We start from the raw sequence: 20020 nt of genomic DNA on the forward strand, positions 1-20020 counted from the left end.
AGCGGGAAACGTGCTCCAAGAAGAGGCCTCTCAGGGTCGTTCGAGAAGAGGACGTAGATAGGCCGGAGGTGTAAGCCCTGCGAGGGGTTGAGCCGACCGGTACTAATAACCCGAATCCTTTACCTTCGCCTGTGCACCTTTGAGTGAGCTGAGGTATCCTGGGTGCAGATACCGGAGTGGGAAACACCCGGAACCATCTCGAACCCGGCCGTTAAGCCACTTCGGGCCGATGGTAGTGCGGGGGGAGCCCCGTGCGAGAGTAGGTAGTGCCCAGGGTTTTATGGGAAAAGGGAGAGCGTAATGCTCTCCCTTTTTCGTTGCGGGTTGTAGGTAACAACCGAGAAGGCGAGAAACCGAGAGCTGCTTTGCAGCGGCTAAGCACGCTGCGCGTGGCTATGACTGGCTACGCCAGTGTTATGAACTCCTTCGGAGTTGCCACGACCAGCTCTGCTGGTGTTTAGAAGTTCTCTCGTCCTCTCGGATTCTCGGGTCTCGTTCCATTCTCGCTCTCTCGTCCTCTCGGATTCTCACCACTTTGTCAATATTCTATGGAAGAGTTGTGCATATATTCTCGCCATCATAACCAGATCGTCTATCAGAACCCTTTCGTCCGGTTGGTGTTCTGTTTCTTCCCTTCCAGGGAACAATGGGCCGAAAGCAACGGCATTTGGCACTGCCCTTGCATATGTTCCACCACCTATTGTATGGAGCAGTGCTTTTTCTCCTGTAACTCTTTCATATACGTCAATAAGCAATTTCACCAGCTCACTATCGGGAGATACGTAAAGGGGATCATGATGATGTTCAGGCCTTGTTTCAAGCCCGCTGAGGGCTTCTTCAATTTGTGCTCTTATTCGTTTTTCATTGAAAAAAACCGGGTATCTGATGTTTATTACGCCTTCTATCTTTTCTTTGTGGTACTTCAATGTGCCGAAATTTACACTCAGTGCTCCTGTTATCTTATCCCGACCGGCTATCCCAAGAGAATTTCCATCTGTTTCATAGCCTATCTTTGAGGAAACCTTTTGCACAAATTCCTCAAGCCCGGCTTTTGAAAGCTCCAATTTTGAGAGAAAGTCTATTAGGGCTGAAATAGCATTTACACCGGTTTCTGGCTTCGAACCATGTGCCGAGATGCCTTTTACTCGAATTTCCAGAACATCGGTATGTCTTTCCCAGTCAATTGTTGCTTTGTTTTTTGGCTTGAAAAGCCTGAGTGTTGCCTCCAACTTATTGAGATCTCCTTTTATCACTGCCCTTGCGTCAGCTGCCACCATATTGGAAGCTTCTCCACCTTCGAGCTCGATGATTTCAAAGCCATCTTTGCTTTCACCCGCTTCTTTGGAGAATCTATAATTCACTATCCCTTTTTCTGCGTAGATAAGCGTGAAAGCTGCGTCAGGCGTTACAGACATTTCAGGAACCTCTTCATTTTTTAGATAATGATTTATGCCACCCCAACCGGATTCTTCATTGGTTCCGAATATTATCCTTATCCTGTTAATAGGTTCAATGCCGGCATCTTTTATGGCTTTTAATGCATACAGCGCAGCTATGGTAGGACCTTTGTCATCAATGGCTCCTCTGCCGTATATATATCCATTTTTTACAATCCCCCCATAGGGTTCAACGCTCCAACCTGTTCCTTCCGGGACCACATCAAGATGCCCGAGAACGCCAAAAAGCCTGCCAGTGTTCCCGTATTGCACGTGCCCGGCATAATTGTCCACGTTTTTGACTTCGAATCCAAGCCTTTTCCCGAGCTCCAGAGCTTTTTCAAGGGCTCTTTTCACTTCCAGTCCAAAGGGAGCACCTTCTTCGGGTTCACCTTGTACGGAAGGTATCTTTATCATTTCTGAAATTGCGCCAACCATTTCGTCTTTCAATTCGAGAACGGCGTTATCCACTTTTCTGTTCATCGAAACACCTCCGTGAGTCAATATTTATTTCAAAAGTTCCCTGACCTTTTGCGATTCCCCTCTGTGGCATAACAGTGTGCCTTCAGAAGTGACTACAAAAATAATGTCTTCCACTGAACTGATTCTAACACTTCGTTCTGTCATATTGAAAAGCAGAGAGTTTTTCACATCATGTAAAACGAACTTGCCTTTGATCACATTCCCGTTTGTGTCTTTTTCTTCAAGTTCATATACAGAATCCCAGCTTCCCACATCGTTCCAGTAAAAATTACTAGGGATTACCAGAGCGTTATTTGCCTTTTCCATTATCCCGTAATCAATGGAAATGGATTGAAAGCCCTTATAAACCTCTTCAATGCTATTTTCGCCATCAAATGCCCTTTTCAACCCGTTATACACATCTGGGAGAAACTTTTCCAGAGCCTTCTGGAATACTTCTGTCCGCCATATAAACATACCGGAGTTCCAGTAATAGTTACCCGATCTGAGATACTTCTGTGCGAGCTCGAAGGCGGGCTTTTCATGGAATTTTTTTACGCAGAAACTGTTCCGTTTCACGGTAAAGGCTTTCCCCCTCTCTATATAACCATATCCCGTATGAGGGCTTGTAGGAGTAATGCCAATTGTTACAAGCACGTCATGGGTTTGAGCTTCACGAATCGCGTCCCAAATAATCTTTTGAAAGGACTCCAGATCCCGGATGATATGATCCGATGGAAGCACCACCATTACATCTTTCGGGTCAAAGTACATGCTCGCCAGTGCAATAGCTGGCGCAGTGTTTCTACCGAAGGGTTCAACTAGTAAACTTTCTAGTTCTATTTCTTTAATCAATTGGTTAAATATATCTCTCTGTTCAAAAGTTGTAATTATATATACCCTGTCAGCAAGTCCTCTCAGTCTATTCATTGTTTGAACTATAAGAGGCATGGAATCACCAAAAGCGTGGAATTGTTTAGGCATTTTTTTCGTGCTTAGAGGCCAGAGCCTTTCTCCAATTCCCCCTGCCATTATCAACGCTTTTACCACTAAATACACCCCCAAAGTAAAGTTTTATACTTTACATTTTGCTTTAATTTGTAGTAGAATTTCTTTGTAAAAGGTTGGTGATTACTTGAAAAAAACATATTTAATCAATGTTATTTTGATTATAGTTTCTGTGCTTTTAGCCATAGGTTTAGCAAATGAGCTGGAAGAATTCACCTTTCCTGTTAAGGTGATCCCATTGTTGCTGTTTTTTGTTTTAACTGATCTCGTGCCTATTAAGGCCAAGGAGCTGCGTTTAATAACCAACTTTGCTGGAATGGTCCCTCTTATGATTTTCTGGGATCCCCATTTAGCGCCTTTTGCTGTCTTTTTTACTATAATAAAACAAACCAGATCAGTTGAACACAAGATTCAGAAGAAAGTCTTCAGAGTACTTCACTACTTCATAATGTATGCCTCCGGAGTATATTTTACCAGCTGGAATGGAAACACTTATCTCTCTCTTTTGAATTTTGCATTGATTGCCAAGCTGTCAAGCTTTATTACGGGTGACATCCTGAACCAGTACATGAGCAACATCAAGATTTCTCTTGAAAACTTCGTGATAAACGCCATAGAAACAGCTTATTTTGTTTTCTTAGCAATTGTTGGAGGGTTGCTCTGGACTCTATATTCAGCGGGAATGGCTTTAGAAGCAGGATTTATCTTTATGCTTTTTCCACTGACGTTGATGGTGGTATGGACAATCGGGATTTCATTGAAGGCAAAAGACGATGCAAAAACCAGTCTTCTAAGGCTCAGCTCAATAAGGTCAAAACTCGCGAAGACTCTGGAACTGATTTCTACGGTGAGCTCGGAGACTGATATAGAGGAAGCGCTAACGCACGTGGCGAATGTTATAAGAGATGCCATAGGTTATAAGTACGTCATTATAAGTATTTTTGACACTGCAAACGACCGTATCCTCCGCGTGGCACATGCGGGTATTCCCAAAAAGGAATTTGAAAAAATGCGTAATAATCCACCACCATTGGAATATTTCAAGCAAATTCAAGATGAAAAATACGTAGTTAGCAGATCGTATTTTATACCAGAGAGCTCCAAAATGCTCAACACGGAATATTCTTTCATGGGGCGATATGATGAACTTATCGAAGCACAATCTGAGTGGAAACCCGACGATGTGCTTGTAATACCTATTTATAAAGGTGCGGATACAATTGGATATATTTCGGTAGATGCTCCCTTTGATGGCAGAAGACCCCAGTATGAAGATATAGAAATCCTGGAAATCGTAGCAGATCAAGTGTTGAGGATTATAGAAGAATCCGAGAGATATCGGGAAGTTCTCCGGGCCAGCAAACTCGATCATGCAACCGGTTTATACACCCATACAGAATTCTATTCAATTTTGAACCGTTTGATACAGGCCGAAAGGCTTTTCAGCCTGATCATGATTGACCTGGATGATTTCAAGCAAATCAACGATACTTTTGGGCACTTGATTGGTGACAAGACTGTCAAAAAGGTAGCAGAGGTAATTAAGAAAAGCTTGAGAAAAGAAGACTTCGCAGCCCGGTATGGTGGGGATGAGTTTGCCATTATCGCCACCGGGGCTTCGAAAAACGACGCTATCCAGATAGCTCACAGAATGAATGAAAATTTAAGGGAATTGCGCTTAAAGGAAAAGGGGCAGAGAATTAAACTTTCCTGGAGCGTTGGGATTGCAAACTTCCCGGCAGACGGCGATAATGCCTCAAATGTTGTGGAAAAAGCAGATAACGCCCTTTATGCCGCAAAAAGGTCTGGAAAGAACAGAATATACGCTATTTAGAAAGCCATTTTTCTATCGCATCCAGCACTTTGGGGTCGAGACGTTTGCTTTTTTTGAGCTTTTCCATGGGATTGGTATCTTTGTTCCGGTATTTTTCTTCGAAGTAAGCCGTCACAGCACTCACAATCCTTACTCTCAAAGAAATCCCTTCACCTTTTAAGCCATCAGGAAAACCTGTTCCATCATAAGCTTCATGATGGTGTTTGATAATATCAATTGCCAGAGGTGAAATTTTTAGAGCTTTTCCTAATCTTTCACCTGCAAGGGTATGCCTTTTATCTTGCAGAACTTTCTCGTCATGCCCCACCTCAAGGAGGCCGATGTCATGCAACGCTATTCCGATTTGAATCGACCGCAATTCATCTTCATCCTTAATTCCCATATCCTGTGCAATGAAAAGCGCCAGCTCCATCATTTGTTCTATGGGCGGGCTTATAGTATGGATTTTTTTCTTTGCGAGAGAACCAATGAATTTATAAACGTTCAACATGTGCTTCTCGTGAAATTCCTTTTCGAACTCCAGGTTAGACAGAACTTTTTCATTTTCTTGCCTTAAATTCCTAATGGTTTCCTCTTTTTTCTGCGTTTCTTCGCGCAATCCCCTTACCAGTTCGTCAATCTCTTTTAAGACTTCTGAAGTAACTTCTGGAAGTTCTTTGCCTTCGATTGTTTTCCTCATCGCGTCTTCTATGCTTTCGATTTTTTTCTTCTGGTGCCGCAAAGAATTAGCTAATATCTTCGAACCCGTTAAATAGGCAATGGCAAAAGCTATATTGCTTAGAATAAAATGCCAGGGCAAAAAAGTTCCGTGATACAAAATGTAGCCTTCATCAAGCTTTTCAGCGAGCATAAAGTATATCTTCCCGCTTTCAAACAAAAGCAAGCCGGGTTGATTCACGTGATTGGCATTTGATAGCACTATATTTCCTCTTGTGTCTGTAATAAACCATTTTTTGTTGTTGGAATTGATTTTCTTAAGCAAAGTTCCTTGGGGAATTTCCACGTAATCTATCTGGTTATCCGCTTCAAGGAGCAGTTTTACCGAATCATCTTCCACAAATATTCCCGGGCCAATTACAATAGGTTTGTCGGCCATAAGCTGGCTTATCGAAATATTGTTGACTTTTCCATCTATTACTTCGGCACGATAAATCTCTTCTGAACTATATGCCAGCAAATAAGCCGTTCTTTCAAATATCTGCGCAAAATCATGCGTTGAGCCTTTAGCGTAAACTATAAATTGAGCCATAGTCACGATAAAAAATAAAATCAGAACCACTGAATTAAAAACTGCAAATGAGCTATTTTTCAACAGCCAACAACTCCTTAAGGGTAATGACAGAAGTCTCTTTAACTGCGTAATAATTGTGAATCATGACTGGACCATCAATCCCCTCAAAGCTGAATCCCTCAAGCTTACCGAAGATTTCGTTGAAATTTCTGCCGTGTATTTTTTCCAATTCCCTTATGAGCAAAAGGGCATTATAAGTGCCTACAAAATCGATATTTCTTTCAACGCCGGGCTTCCCGGAAACCTGCGAGAACACTTTGAGGTTTTTTATTAGCAGGCTGTCGTAAAGCAATAATTTTTCATCCAACGCATAATCCGAAGCATAGAGCTGACCGGAATAATTTAACTCTTCAAGTTTCGATACACCGTAGCCGGTTTCAAGACCGGGTGTTACGAATAGTATCCCTGAAAAGTTTTTGGCCTTCTCAAGAATATCTGACGTTATTTCTTCAAGCTTCGAAATATTGGCCACGGTAACGGTTCCCGAAAAATCCTTTTTAATCATCTCTATAAAGCTGTCAACATATACTCTGTTTTTGGTATATGCAAAAACAAAGAGATCTGTTACCCCATCTTTTTCCATTTCATCAACCAATTTTTTCACCTGGACACTATCGGGGACGCACATACTCACTATTCTTCCACCCTTGCCTACAACTTCCTGAGCAGTTACTGTCGGCGAAACCGCGTAAAGGTCATACTTCTGCAAATACGGAAACATTGCCTGTGCATGCATGCTGTAAGAAGGGCCGATTATTATTTTCACACCACGATTTTTCAGCTCTTGGAAAATTTCATCGAGCTTTTCGGTTTTGAATTTGATTTTGCTGATCTTGAAGTTAACGTCATTATCCGCAATGAAAGCGTCAGCAGCTTCTGTAACTTCAAAGAGATCGCTGTATACGATGGCAATCTTCAATGCCTTTGCGTCATCATATATAGAGAAAAAAGAAAGCAAAGATACTGCCAAAATGGCTATTGCAAGTATCGCTAACCTTGTTGTCGAGTGCAATTTTACCACCCTTGAATTAAATCATTTTGTTTTGTCTTTTGACTTATTCTAATTATACTATATTGTTCTGTTTTTTTTCAACATTATATTTTTATCAATGTGGACTTAACTTTCACTCCCTGAACCTGTCCGAGCTTTCCTGTAAGGGCTCCGATTTCATCTGTTGTGCCATCGACAATCACAGATATAAGAGAAATCCCCTTTTCTTTGATGGGGAGGCCAAGCCTACCGAGAATGATCGACGCGAACTCATGGAGTATTTCATTAACAATCAGATAATTTCCCCTGTTGAGCACTGTGATGGCCACAATACCTACCTTTCTATCCATGCAAACACCTCCAGAACAATATTAGCAGATGACAGGGCTTTCGATGATAAAATTAATTGAGGTGAAAAAGATGGAGCTCGTTTATATTATAGGTCCTTCGGCTTCAGGAAAAACAAAAGAAGTGAAAAACATCGTTAAAGAATTACATAGCGAAGATCCCTTTTCATACCTTTTCATAGGTCCTACGGGAACTTATACGAAAAATATCAGGGAAGAGCTTCTGGAAGAACTTGGAACGCTTGTATCTTCAAGATTCCTTCCCATCGATCATTTTGCTGTGGAAGTTATGAAGCGGTTCAGACCGGATATGCTTCATATAGACAACCATGTCGCAAGGCTTTTTGTAAGCGAGATACTCGAAGAGCTTGGGAGGAAAGAGCTATCGGGTTCGCCTATCTTTATCGAGTACATAGTGGATATGATTCACGATGTAAAGGAAAACGGCGGTTTTGGTGAACTTTTCTCTCAGGATGATGAATTGTTGCCTTTCCTCCGGGCTATTTATGAAAAATATGCAGAAAGAATGGGCAAAGACCTTTACGATACTTTTGACGCTTATCTCATGGCTCCAGAATTCATCGATGAGTTATCCTTTAATGAATTCGGAAAAGTTCTTGTCCTTGATGGGTTTCACGATTTCACACCAGCCCTTCGGACTTTTCTTTCTACCATTGCTCTTTCATTCAACAAAGTATATATCACCGTAAACGAGGATGAGAAGAGAAAAGATTTGTTCAGCGAAACAAAGAGTATTTTCCTGTTTGCTGAAGAGCTGTTGAGAAAGGGGCAGGATCTTTCAGGGGATTTTATATCCGAGAGCAGGCAATATCTGGAGCATTCACATTTTCCAGAAAAGCTCTCGTCATTCCACAAGAATTTCTTTTCCAACCTGAAAACTGACCGAAGAAACGAAGGGGTCAAAGTGGTCTCAGCGGCTGATGTCTTTAGCGAAGTGGAATTTATTGCCAAGGAAGTTAAAAGCCTTCTTGAAAAGGGATATGAACCCGGAGAAATATCCATTGTGGCTGAGGATTTCAACGAATACGAAAAGCTGCTTTCAAAAAAATTCGAAGAATACAAAGTGCCTTTCAGAAGTGAAGGAGACACTCCTTTGCAAGATTCCTATGCAATAAAATTGCTGCTTCTTCCCCTGGAAACAGCTGTAAGCGGTTATCGGCCTGAGAAGCTGATGGCTATGATTGATTTCGGTTATGGTGGGCAATTCCTCGATACCAGGCTCTTTGAATCCGTCATGGTCAATTCTTACCTTTATTACGATTTCAAAAGAGAAAGCTACACAAGGCGTTTTGAAAGATGGCTCTCGAGACTTAAGAGCTATAAGGAATATCTCCTCAAGAAGATCACAAGCATAGAAAAATTCACAGATGAGGAATTTCAGGAAGGACAAAAGGAACCTTACCAGAAAATTGTCGATAAGATAGATACCGAAATCATTCCAGCTGTGAAGAAAGTCTTTCAGGTTCTGGAACCATTAAAAAGCGCAAGAAAAAGGGATTGCAGGTTATTTGGTGGCTATTTCAAAGCCTGGAGAGAAATGCTAAAGCTTGAGGAAAGTTATGAAAAGGCAGGTAATCAAAAGGAATTGCGCGCTCTGGATACCTTTTTCAACAGGGTGCTTCCAGATCTTGAAAAGTTGCTGGCTTATATCGGCAAAAGAAGGTTAAGTCCTTCGGAATACCATAAGTATCTTTCAATAAGGCTCAGGAACGAATCTTTTAAGGAATGGGTGAATTTCTCCGATCGAGTGGAAATTCAACCACTTCTCAGTGCCAGATTTGCAAAAAAGGCAGTCAAATTCTTTGCAGGATTCAGAGATGGTTCTTATCCTTCTGTGAAGCTTAATCCCCTTTACAGTTTTTCTCAATACAGCGAAAATCGGCCGAAAGATTTGCTTCTAACCCGCGAAAAGCAACAGAGGCTTAATTTCTATCTCGCTGTCAGCAGAGCCGAAGATTTGCTCTATTTCACATACCCTGAATCCACCGTTGAAGGGGAACCGATTCTGCCTTCTCCATATCTAAAAGAAGTCCTTTTGAGTGCCCATGTAAGCTCATATAGTTATGGCAGATCCTCCGGGAGAAAGGAAGGGGTTATTCCCACGCTTGACAAGGCAATGAGCCTTGAAGAGTTAAAAATAGCAGTTGCCAGATATTTTCGCACACCTCTCTGGATGGAGGTGAAGTCAAAAGCTGAAAAGCTCTCACTTGCCTTTGATTTTGAAAGCTTTTTTCAAGACCTTTCGCTGTTTCACAGGCACTTTGACTGGCAAATTAAGGACACCAGTTTGATTGAAAAACGTATAAGCAGAGTTTTTAGTTACTCCCGCCTTTCTACCTACCAAAACTGCCCCTTCAAATTTTTTCTCAGTTACTTGCTCAAATTGCCAATGGGTACTGAAACGCTTTTTGAACTTTCTGAACTGGAAGAAGGAAATGTTTACCACGCTGTGCTGAGTGAGTATTTCAAGGGAAAAGAGCGCGATCTTGAAAAGCTCATCTCAAATCAGCTGAAGGTTGTTCTGGATACGGATAGGGAAATCATATTTAAGTTCGAACTGCAAAGACTAAAAGAAGTTCTGGAAAAGTATCTATACGAAAAGGAAGCAAAAAGACCTCAGAAGATGAAAAGAGATTATATTCCCGCTTTCTTTGAGATCTCCTTTGGTGAAAAGAAAAACCCGATAGAAATAGTCGAAGGCATCTTTCTTAAAGGTAAAATCGACAGGATAGACGTCGACGAAGAATCGAGAACTATGTATATAATTGATTATAAGCGAGGAGAGGGTAGTGGCGAGAAAGACCAATTGATACTATATTCAATAGCTGCAGAGAAACTCTTCGAAAATGAAGGCTATAACGTTGAAGGCGGTACTTTTCGCCCGCTTCTGGGCACCAAAGCGTCTAAAGACAGCTTTGTCATTCTCAACGAAGAAGATGGTGCGGACGAGAAAATCTGGAAATTCTTAAGAAACAGTTTTAACAGGGAATATATAGAAACAAAGGTTAAGGAAATAACGGAAGGGATTTTCTCCGGAATTTTCAAGCCAAAAATATTGGAAGAACGAAGTTACTGTTTCCAATGCGATTATTCGAAAAACGCCAGGATATGTCCTGTTCTCTTATGGAGAAAATCAATGGAGGAAAACTGAATGGAAACCGGAGTTAATAGTGATATATTCATTGCCGCGTCAGCAGGCACTGGAAAAACTTATCGCCTTGTGAAGCACTATGTGTCTATATTTGAAAGGGCGTTTAAACTTAATGAAAAGCTTGACGTCCACAATGTTGTGGCAATAACTTTTACCAGAAAAGCCGCGAAGGAAATGAAAGAAAGGGTTATGAAAAACCTTGACGAAAATATTGAACGTGGGATTCCGGGTAACTGGCTTTCACTGAGAGCGAGAATGGTAAATGCCTGGATTTCCACAATCCATTCCTTCTGTGAGAGAATACTGCGTGAAAGCGCTACTTATCTCGGCATGGATCCAGGGTTTCAAGTCCTTACCGGCATCAAACGCGTAACTCTTGAGAATAACGTTGCAAAGAGCTACTTTTTGGAACATATTGAAGAGCTGGAACCTGTTATAGAGCTCATTGGAATTGATGACACCTTCAAATTGCTTAAAAATATGCTTGGAAACCATAGAAACAAATTAAAAGTATCCAGAGCAATGCAAAGGGCGTTAGAACCTCATGAAATAGGAGAAAAGGGGATCAAAGCGTTAAAAGCCACTGAAATTCTCGAAAAGCACTTTAATGGCATCACCAGGCTTTACGATCAGGAATGTTTGAGCTCAAATTATCTGGACTTCGACGACTTGCTGACTAAAACCCGGGAACTCTTGATGAACCATCCTCAGGTACAGCAGAAATATATCAGAAGGTTCAAATACATCCTGGTTGACGAATTTCAGGATACTGACGAACTTCAAAAGGAAATTATAGATTTGCTGCATGTTGAAGGGAGTAACTTCCTGTTCTTCGTAGGTGATGCGAAACAGTCAATCTATAGATTCAGAGGAGCAGACGTTACAGTCTTCAACCGGACGAAAGAACACTTTGAGCTCAACGGAAAACCAGTTGAAGAGCTTGATACAAACCGCCGCTCCCACCCCGATATTGTAGAATTCCAGAACAGGCTTTTCAGTAAAATAATGATAAATGATTTCTCCGGGAAATATTATAAAGCTTATTATGAGAAAGAGATAAAGGCTCTTCCATACGATTCCAGCGAATCAGAATCGAGGGTGAGAGTGCTTCTTTCCGATCAGGCAGACGATTCAAAAGAAGTGGCTAACTACATTTCCAGGCTTCTTCAAGAAGAGCTTACTTTCAGGGATAAAAGCGGAAAAACCGAAAAGCGAAGGATTCAGCCAGGCGATATCGCCATACTTTTAAGGAGCTTCACGAAAATCACAAAATACGAAGAAGCTCTTGAAAATCTGGGAATACCTTACTACACAGTCGGAAGCCGTGAGTTTTACAACAGACCTGAAGTTGCAGGCCCCCTTGCCTGGCTTGATATGGTTGTAGACCCCCTCGATGACAACGCGTTCACAAGATTTCTTCTCTCTCCTGCTTTTGGAGGCACTCTTGATGAAATCCTGAGTTTGAAAAGCGCTGGCAAGACTTTTTATGAGGGCCTTGTAAACACGCGAGATGAGAAATTTGCAAACCTTGCAGAACTGTTCAAAAAGCATTCCACTTTAAAGCACCTGCTATCACCCAGTGAATTGCTTGAAGATTTCATTATTTCCACTAATTATCTTCCAAAGCTGGCAACGCTAAAAGGTGCTGAGCGAATGATAAGCAATGTCAACAAGATGCTGGATATTGCCAAAGAACTAGACAATTTGGGAACAAGCCTGAGGGAGCTTTCTGCCACGTTGAAAGCTTTTGTAGACTCTTCGGACGAAACAGAAGCAAGTCTTGAAACAGAGGAATCCAACAGTGTTAAATTGCTGACTGTTCACAAATCCAAGGGTCTTGAATTCCCAATTGTTGTGGTTGCCGATACTTTCTGGAGGGAGAAAACCTCGAACAACCATTTTCCGGGAATCTTTTTCGATAAAAGCGAGTACTTTCTCATCGAAGAGAAGCCGTCAGATAGAAGCAAAACCCTTCAATCGAAGCTTTACATCGACGAGATGGAAAAGATATATGAAGAAGAAAAAAGGACCCTTTATGTAGCTTTCAGCAGGCCGCGAGACCTCCTTATTGTAAGCTTGAACGGTAAAGCAAGCGCTATAAGGCCCTGGTCGCAAATGCTGTTAGGCACGCTATTCACCCAGGAAAATGACGAAAAGGAACTCCTTGATGAATTTGAGGGTATAGTTGAAATAGAAACCTCTGGCAAAGGTTTTCTCTACACTCACCGGAATAGTGATGAACAGGAAGAAGGGGAACTGCCAGAAATTCGTATAATACAGGGATTTTCACAAAAAGCGCAGATTGAATATGTCTCACCAAGCCTTTTAACACAGGAATTTGAGATATCTTTGGAACCCCGTTCCGGTGAACTAAATCTGGAAAGAAACCCCGCTGAGCTCGGAACGCTGGCGCACGCATATTTCGAGGCGGTAGGGCTTGAAGGACAGCTTGGGCGGATAACACTTAACGGCCTCCTCAAAGGTGGTAAGCTGGGATATGTTGATAGAACCCGCTTTACCCCGGAAGAGGATCAAGAAGTAAGGAATATTTTGTCAAAGCTCACAGAACATCCTCTTGTCAAAGAAATTGAAAGTGCTCATAAAGTGTACAGTGAGCTTAAAATTCAGAAAAAACTGAAAAATTATATTCTTCTTGGAATTTTAGATAAAATTTACCTGACAGAGAAAGGCTGGAAGATAGTTGATTTCAAATTTGCCTATCCGGACAGCAGGCTCAAAGAAAAATACGAATTTCAGTTGAAGTTCTATATGTACATTGCCAGGGAACTCTTTGATATAACAGAAGCGAAGTTGTTTTATCTAAAAGATGGAAGCGTATCAGAGCCGATAATTCTTGAAGAGGGTTTTGAGAAAGAATTAGTGAAAAAAATTGAAAGTTTTGGAGGGGATAGCGATGGAAATTAAAGTAAGGCCTACAAGAAGAGCTTTCGTAATCAGATATCTCATCTATCCATATTACCTCATTGCCGGACTTATAATGCTTTTTTGGAAGGACCTGTCATTGCTTCATGAAAGTGATTATCTTCTTTACCTTTTGATATGGGGTATATTGACTGTATTGCCTGGCCTTATTCTCGCCTTTAAGCGAAGAAAGTTTAGTTGGTTTTTCTGGCCACTTGCTTTGAACCTCCTTGGCTGGGGTAGCCAGTTTGTTTTTAAGAGCGAAGACTATGCGTATTATGTGAAAAATGGCCCATATCTTGCCTTCATTGCGGTATCAGTTGTTGCAGTAATTTTTATCGAACTATACAGGATATCGATAAGATACACAATTTCCACTTCAGGAATAGAAATTACATCGGGGATTTTTGGCGCCAATAACCAGCTCATTGTCAATAAGCATATTACAAATGTCCTTCTTAAAAGGAACTTTCTGGAAATGTTACTCGGTGTGGGGCATGTTATTCCGGTAACTTCCTCTGGAATGGGAGCCGGAGACACAGGTGTTATAGGTGGTTTCACAGGAAGCGCGGGAGTGAAAGGCGCAAATGTAGGGGGCTTTGTTGGGAAAACATCCAGTGTAAAGGAATTTGTAGCTGATCCCAGAAATTGTATCTATGGTGTGCCAAACCCAAGAAAAATAATGGAGGAAGTCAAGAAGAACCTTACAGGGCAAAGCGCTTAGCACCTTCAAGAGATTCACGACTTCACGCTTATAAAGGCCATCAGCTGGTGGAATGACGTTCAGTTCGTTGTTGGTTGTAGGTTGTGGGTCGTACGTGAAAATCTTTGATTAGAATCCTTTTAGAGTTATCTCGAGCTGCTTCATCGCGCTATATTGCAGCGATTATGCTGAGCTAGCGCTCAGGCAATGCGTGACTCCGTCACGGCTCTGCATTCCTCCAGAATGGCTCTGCGCCTGCGGCGGAGTCGTTGTAGGTTGTGGGTTGTAGGTTGTACGCAAATCACTGGCGATCAAGAACCGAGAAAGAGTACCGACGCATTATCAGTTGTCGTTCCACCAGTAGTCGTTCCATCAATTGTCGCTCTATCAGTTGTCGTATTACCATTTGTCAGCCTCTGCAAGCGTCAACCTCGTGAGCGTCGCTCCACCAATTGTCGTATTACCAGCTGTCGCATTATCAACCGTCGTTCCTCAAAGCACGTTACTCGGCTTTTCAAGCAACCCACAACCAACAACCCACAACTGACAACTGCCTTTAGACCCCAGACCCTGTTTTACAATACAAGCAGAACATGATACGGTGATATGTCTATGCCAAGGGATTTCAGGTACATGAGCTCCGACCATTTAGGCAACAACGATTTCCTTGTGTACTCAGGAAAGGCTATCTCCACTGGAAGACCAAGAATTAATGCAAGTTCGTCGGCAATTTGAAAGGGAGGCAATAATTTTCCCCTTTCGACAGCTGATATATATCCGGGATTTCTGCCAATCTTTGCAGACAATTCCCTTTGAGTTAAACCTTTTTTCATTCGAGTGTAGGCGAGCAATTCCAAAAGTTCCACCCCTTTTTGTGCTTGTTAAATGGAGGAGATTTTCTATCCAAAAGGAATTCAGGAAATAGTTCTTCAACTGGCATTTCAAAAAATGCAGCAATTGTGTCTGCGAGAAAGAAGTCTGTAACCTTGACTTTCCCGGTTTCAATCCTCGATAAAGTGCTCCTGCTAATGCCAAGCTTTTTTGCCAGCTCTTCTTGTGATATGCCTTTTTTTGCTCTCATGTGCTTTATCGACATTTAATACCTCCACAAATTAGTATTCATATGTATACTATCACAAAATAAGCTTCCTTTTGAAGGGTTGACTAAAATTTGCACAAAAAAAAACAGCCGGTTTCCGGCTGTTTTTGGCGTGCCCGGGGCGATTTGAACGCCCGGCCTCCAGATCCGCAGTCTAGCGCTCTATCCAGCTGAGCTACGGGCACACGAAAATGGCGGAGAGGGAGGGATTCGAACCCTCGGAGGGTAAAAAACCCTCACTTGCTTAGCAGGCAAGCGCCTTCGGCCGCTCGGCCACCTCTCCACCTACCTTTAGATTCTATCACGGGTTAAAGTGGGTGTCAATATTGCTTTTTAGCTGGCACACCGCAATTGGCTGTGAAAAACTTCAGGTCTTTAGTTCTTAGCGCTGTGAGATTACCGCCATATACACATCCTGTGTCCAAACCTATTTTATCTTTCAGGATCAACGGTCCACCAAATTTCGGAGTATGACCAAATACAACTATCTTACCTTTTAGAAGGGTTTTTGAATATATGAATTCATCTCTAATCCAGAGAAGGTCCTGTTCACTTTGTTTAGCCATTTCTATTCCGGGTCTTATCCCTGCGTGCACGAAAAGATATTTGGAGTTTTCATAATAGAGTTTTGTGGCTTTGAAAAAATCCATATGCCTATCCGGAATATTCTTTATACTACCATAACTACGCAAAGTAGCCTCCATACCGTTCAGTTCCCAATACCTGCCCCAGGGACCACCGGATAAGTAATGAAGCAACATAGCTTCGTGATTGCCTCTCAAAAAAATACAACGATATTTCTGGTCGAGGCTTAACAAAAAATCTACCACTTCTTTTGATTTAGGGCCTCTGTCAATATAATCACCCAAAAAAACGAGTGTATCACTTTTTTTGGGATTAATTTTTTCAATGAGTGATTTAAGAGGATTCAGGCAACCGTGAATATCTCCTATTGCGTATAACGTTAGAAGACCCCCCTCATTATAAATAACCAAAGGAGTGAAAAGCCTATTCCCAATATAGGGCTCAAGAGCCATTCAATTTTGCCGGTTTTCGAGAAAAACAACCTGTACAAAATCCCCGCTAATACCACTATGGCAAGCCATTCAAAAAGTCCGGCAAAGGTGAATATATACAGCGCCAATCTTTCTGAAATTCCAACAGAATCCTTCTCTACTCTGGAAACTACCCCTTTTCTGAAAAAATATGTCACTCCCACAGTGGCAAGCAACATTCCCAGCAAATACCAGCAAAATTGGGTTGTGACATAGGAGTTCTCAAAGAGGTCTCTGCTCAAAAAAGACAGCAGCAAGAAATAACCAAAGGCTATTACTTCTACAAAATCATCGGCAAGAACTTTTCTTAGATAAAGCACTCCCAATTCCCCGGCAACGGCGGCAGCAAATAATAAAATTCCAAGAGAAGTTGTCAGTAGAGAATCAAAAGTGAAAGCCAGAAAAACGAGAGCTGCCCATATGAAATGTTTCCAGTAGTTCAGCTTTTCAAGATCCTTTAACTTGTAGCTGTTTACAAAGGCGTGGTCTGCCACAAGATAGCTAACGAGAAAATGCAATGGCATTTATCTTCTACCTCCTGTCCTGTTCTTTTCTTTCCATGGTAACACAGGAACCGCCATGGTGGCAACAACCAGTGCGATAAAAACACCTGCCGCCATGCTGAGTCCAAAATCCCTTAGCAGCTTTCCCTGTGCAAAGGCAAAGCTTGAAAAGGCGAGTATAGTCGTTGCCGATGACATGGCAACTGATTTAAGAGTTCTTGCAGTTTCATAGGGATTTTTAGAAGAAGAACTGTGAATCATATGTACAAGACTATCTACGCCGATCCCTATTATAAGAGGTGCTGAAATAATCGTGATGAAGGAGGTATCTATGCCCAATATTTCCATGAGCCCAAACATTGCTATGAGAATGCCTGACATGAGAATGAGAATTCTTATGCTGTCATATATATTTCTTCTGTCAATCCAGACTATTATGAATACCAGAATGATTGCCACAAGAGAAAGCGGGAACGAGACGCCTTTAACAGTATCCATGAGATAGTAAAATACCTGAGGATAACCCCCGACATATTCCTGAAGATCCCCCAGGCTGTCGAACAGGGTTTTTATCACGTTATTCCTGTAAATTCTATTTTTTGGCTCAGCGTTGATAACAAAATATTGCTCGCCATCGGGAGCTTCATAGATTAATTGCTTTTTCAGGGAAGCTGGAAGATTACCTGCAACGAAATTTATTAATTCATCCGGGTTTTCAATATCTTGTGACTTGTCAATGAGCTCAATAATTGAGTCATAATATTCAGCTTTTTTCAAGAGGCTCTCCAAAACGGGAGACCCCCTAAATGCGTTGACTTTCTTCACAAGAGACTTAAACTGGGAAAGATATTGTTCCTCATCTCCACGAACCAGATCCATGAGTGAAAAGAGGTTTCCAATATGAGGGTTTACTTTTATCTTATCGTATACAGTCTTCAGTTCATCGGGCTTTACAATGAAAGGCACAGTATTTGCAATGCTCGCTTTGAATACCCTTTCAATCAAGCTGAGAGTAGAAAGCATCTCTGATTTCTCAGCCATAAGCCCGGGTGGAGTATAGGAAAAGTTGTTTAGATTGGATATTCCAAGATAGCTCAAAAACATCAGGAAAAGTATCACGACAGTAAGTGATATTCTACGGAATTTTTTCACGGAGCCGGAAATATAGTAAAATACCTTATCCAGTGAATGAATATTTGCCGCCGCTCCACCTTTACTGATGCTGTTTAAAGAAATCGCTGGCAGGAAAAGGTACATTACCGCAAAAAAAACAGAAATACCTATCGAGGTAAGCACGCCGAGCTCTCTAACAGCCGGGGCATTTATCAATGCAAGGATGACAAATACAAGGGCGGTTGTAACCATGCTGACAAGAAGGGGTTTGGTAATTGCACTGTAAGCATTTGTGAGCATTGAGCGTTGAATTTTGTTTCTTTTTGACTCATCGGATAGCCGGGTAATCATATGAATGCCGTAATCTATACCCAGACCAAGAGTAATGGCATTTACGAAGGTCGTTACGATATTAAGCTCTCCAAAGATAAGGTATGCGATTCCCAGAGTAATAAGCATCGCAACGATCAAGGAAAGAAAAATGTACAGCGTAATTCTCAAGCTGGAATATGCAGCGTAAAAGAGCAATGCGATCCCGAGAAGCGAAATAATGGTGGTTATAGCAAAATCACGATTTGCCTGTTTATAAGACTCATAGGTTCCGAAATGATCGCCGGTCAAGCTGTAGTCTATGTTGAAGGGTTTTAAGATGCCCTTTATCCATTTCTTCAGTTCGGGTATTGCTTTTGTGACATAGTCTATATCAGCTGAGGTGCCATTTAGTTTCAAACCCATGACAAGAATCATAGGGTCTTCTTCTGGGAATTCATCTGGAAGTCTTATATAGCTTTCGTAACTATCCGCTGCTTCGGGGTTGTTGATTTCCCGGTATATGTTCATCAATTGCCATAGAGAAGTGCCTGCATTGTGTATTGCGGTAAATTCATAGTTCAGAAGTTTTTCAAAATTGTCACTCAAATCAAAGCTGGCATTGAAAGAAGGCACTTTTTCTGGATCAACAAGAACCAAACCCATTGGCCCCAATTCAGATAAATAATCGAATTTCACAAATCCTTTGATGTATGGGGAATCTTTTGAAGAATCAAATAGAGCTCTGGCAGCTCCCTTTAACTTTTCGATTCCTTGAGAACTTTTTTCAAAGGTTTTTAGCACAACATAAGTGATATCCCCCGTGCTTGAATTCTCCATAAACTCTTTATATCGCTTTATTACAGGGTCATCCGGCGGAAGGATCTTCATAAGATCTGAATTTACGACCAGCTTACTGGCGTAGTATCCTCCCACTACGGCTAAAAAAATGAAGACAGCGATTATGGGCAATTTGTAATTTATTACAAAAGAAGCCAGCTTTCTCATTCCACCACCACTCAAAAGGGCTAAAAACTACACCACTCTATTCGAATATAACAGATAATGACCCTGATTTGTTTCTTTATTAGCGAAATTACTCATTGGTCTGCTTCAGGAAAAAGCGAAGTGGCAGCTCTTCAATTCGATAATTATCCAATATGGTCCTGGCTTTCGCTGAAAGATCATCATTATCGCAAATGGCTATCGATCCATTGCCTGATACTGACTTTAAGATATAATCTCCGAGAGACTTTTCCGTGAGCTCGAAAACTTCGCCCGGGGTGAAATTTTCCTTTGAAATATTTTGATACTCATTATTTGAAATGATACAGAATCCGCTTCCGTATTCAATGAAAAAGGATCCGTAATCCCTGATTTCCTTGGTTAGCCTTTTTGTCCCGAAAAAATAAGAATATTCACTTTCGGGTATTGCGTTTTTCCCGGTTTCTATACGGGCATAGAGAACGAGCTTCTGATATTGTGAGTAATCAACAGAAACCAATCCCAGTTTTCCTTTTCTAGCGATATAGCTCCAGGTACCAAGTCCGAGTTCTTTTGCGTGTTCTATTACGGCACTTGCATGTGAGATCGCTTTCAGTCTTTCAGCAGCATCTTGTAATGGCTCATAAAGAGCGGGTACAGTGCGAAAAAGAGGAGCCGGGATTCTCTTGAAAAGCTGCTCTTTGTTATCTATACCCGCTTTATAAAGGATAAAAACACCGAATAATAAAGCTATTAAAGAGAGAATAAGCACATAACCGGCAAAGCGCATA

Annotated in this window: 15 protein-coding genes, 2 tRNA genes and 2 rRNA genes; 6 read left to right on the forward strand and 13 right to left on the reverse strand. The window is 41.5% G+C overall.

Annotated features, from left to right (window positions below; genetic code table 11):
• Both AT15_RS06020 and rrf read left to right on the forward strand, forming a co-directional pair.
• Positions 1-126, forward strand: a 23S ribosomal RNA gene (locus tag AT15_RS06020); the annotation flags it as partial.
• 32 nt (positions 127-158) lie between these two features.
• Positions 159-275 (forward strand): 5S ribosomal RNA (rrf, locus tag AT15_RS06025).
• Positions 276-527: 252 nt separating this feature from the next.
• On the opposite strand, the gene pepV is transcribed toward rrf, so the two are convergent.
• Positions 528-1919, reverse strand: coding sequence for a dipeptidase PepV (pepV, locus tag AT15_RS06030; protein WP_068347458.1), 1392 nt, complete (start codon positions 1917-1919; stop codon positions 528-530).
• 24 nt (positions 1920-1943) lie between these two features.
• A complete protein-coding gene (locus AT15_RS06035) occupies positions 1944-2948 on the reverse strand; it encodes a mannose-1-phosphate guanylyltransferase (protein ID WP_068347461.1) in 1005 nt (334 codons plus the stop codon).
• 85 nt (positions 2949-3033) lie between these two features.
• Here AT15_RS06035 and AT15_RS06040 point away from each other — a divergent pair, with 85 nt between their 5' ends.
• The gene (locus tag AT15_RS06040; protein ID WP_068347463.1) at positions 3034-4740 is read left to right on the forward strand and encodes a sensor domain-containing diguanylate cyclase; all 1707 of its coding nucleotides are present in this window, start codon (positions 3034-3036) and stop codon (positions 4738-4740) included.
• On the opposite strand, the gene AT15_RS06045 is transcribed toward AT15_RS06040, so the two are convergent.
• From AT15_RS06045 to AT15_RS06055, 3 genes are all read right to left on the reverse strand, one after another.
• A complete protein-coding gene (locus AT15_RS06045; RefSeq protein ID WP_068347465.1) occupies positions 4733-6052 on the reverse strand; it encodes an HD-GYP domain-containing protein in 1320 nt (439 codons plus the stop codon). The genes AT15_RS06040 and AT15_RS06045 overlap by 8 nt on opposite strands.
• Entirely contained in the window at positions 6042-7043 is a 1002-nt protein-coding gene (locus tag AT15_RS06050; RefSeq protein ID WP_068347467.1) for a type 1 periplasmic-binding domain-containing protein, read from the reverse strand. The genes AT15_RS06045 and AT15_RS06050 overlap by 11 nt, the downstream gene beginning before the upstream one ends.
• 83 nt (positions 7044-7126) lie before the next feature.
• Positions 7127-7372 (reverse strand): TM1266 family iron-only hydrogenase system putative regulator, encoded by a 246-nt coding sequence (locus AT15_RS06055; protein ID WP_068347469.1) that lies wholly within the window; start codon positions 7370-7372, stop codon positions 7127-7129.
• Between the two features lie 70 nt (positions 7373-7442).
• Here AT15_RS06055 and AT15_RS06060 point away from each other — a divergent pair, with 70 nt between their 5' ends.
• From AT15_RS06060 to AT15_RS06070, 3 genes are read left to right on the forward strand one after another with little or no spacing between them, the layout of a single operon-like run.
• Positions 7443-10541: a PD-(D/E)XK nuclease family protein gene (locus tag AT15_RS06060; protein ID WP_068347471.1), complete on the forward strand. Its 3099-nt coding sequence runs from the start codon at positions 7443-7445 to the stop codon at positions 10539-10541.
• On the forward strand, positions 10542-13466 hold the full coding sequence (locus AT15_RS06065) for a UvrD-helicase domain-containing protein (RefSeq protein WP_068347473.1): 2925 nt from the start codon (positions 10542-10544) through the stop codon (positions 13464-13466).
• Entirely contained in the window at positions 13456-14187 is a 732-nt protein-coding gene (locus AT15_RS06070; RefSeq protein ID WP_235598522.1) for a PH domain-containing protein, read from the forward strand. The genes AT15_RS06065 and AT15_RS06070 overlap by 11 nt, the downstream gene beginning before the upstream one ends.
• 554 nt (positions 14188-14741) lie before the next feature.
• Here the strand turns inward: AT15_RS06070 and AT15_RS06075 are convergent.
• The 8 genes from AT15_RS06075 to AT15_RS06110 all read right to left on the reverse strand — a co-directional run bounded on the left by AT15_RS06075 (position 14742) and on the right by AT15_RS06110 (position 20019).
• Positions 14742-15023 carry a helix-turn-helix domain-containing protein gene (locus tag AT15_RS06075; protein WP_153019714.1) on the reverse strand — a complete coding sequence of 94 codons (282 nt, stop codon included), beginning with the start codon at positions 15021-15023 and terminating at the stop codon, positions 14742-14744.
• Positions 14996-15262, reverse strand: a complete 267-nt coding sequence (locus AT15_RS06080; protein ID WP_068347483.1) for a helix-turn-helix transcriptional regulator — start codon at positions 15260-15262, stop codon at positions 14996-14998. The genes AT15_RS06075 and AT15_RS06080 overlap by 28 nt, the downstream gene beginning before the upstream one ends.
• 111 nt (positions 15263-15373) lie before the next feature.
• A tRNA-Arg gene (locus AT15_RS06085) sits at positions 15374-15450 on the reverse strand.
• A gap of 7 nt (positions 15451-15457) precedes the next feature.
• A tRNA-Ser gene (locus AT15_RS06090) sits at positions 15458-15548 on the reverse strand.
• Between the two features lie 37 nt (positions 15549-15585).
• On the reverse strand, positions 15586-16302 hold the full coding sequence (locus AT15_RS06095; protein ID WP_084251556.1) for a metallophosphoesterase family protein: 717 nt from the start codon (positions 16300-16302) through the stop codon (positions 15586-15588).
• Positions 16230-16844, reverse strand: coding sequence for a hypothetical protein (locus AT15_RS06100; protein ID WP_068347485.1), 615 nt, complete (start codon positions 16842-16844; stop codon positions 16230-16232). The genes AT15_RS06095 and AT15_RS06100 overlap by 73 nt, the downstream gene beginning before the upstream one ends.
• Entirely contained in the window at positions 16845-19253 is a 2409-nt protein-coding gene (locus tag AT15_RS06105; RefSeq protein WP_068347487.1) for an efflux RND transporter permease subunit, read from the reverse strand.
• An 88-nt stretch (positions 19254-19341) separates the two neighbouring features.
• Positions 19342-20019 (reverse strand): hypothetical protein, encoded by a 678-nt coding sequence (locus AT15_RS06110; RefSeq protein ID WP_068347490.1) that lies wholly within the window; start codon positions 20017-20019, stop codon positions 19342-19344.
• Between the last annotated feature and the right edge of the window lies 1 nt (position 20020).

This window comes from Kosmotoga arenicorallina S304 (assembly GCF_001636545.1).
Classification (GTDB): Bacteria; Thermotogota; Thermotogae; order Petrotogales; family Kosmotogaceae; genus Kosmotoga_B; species Kosmotoga_B arenicorallina.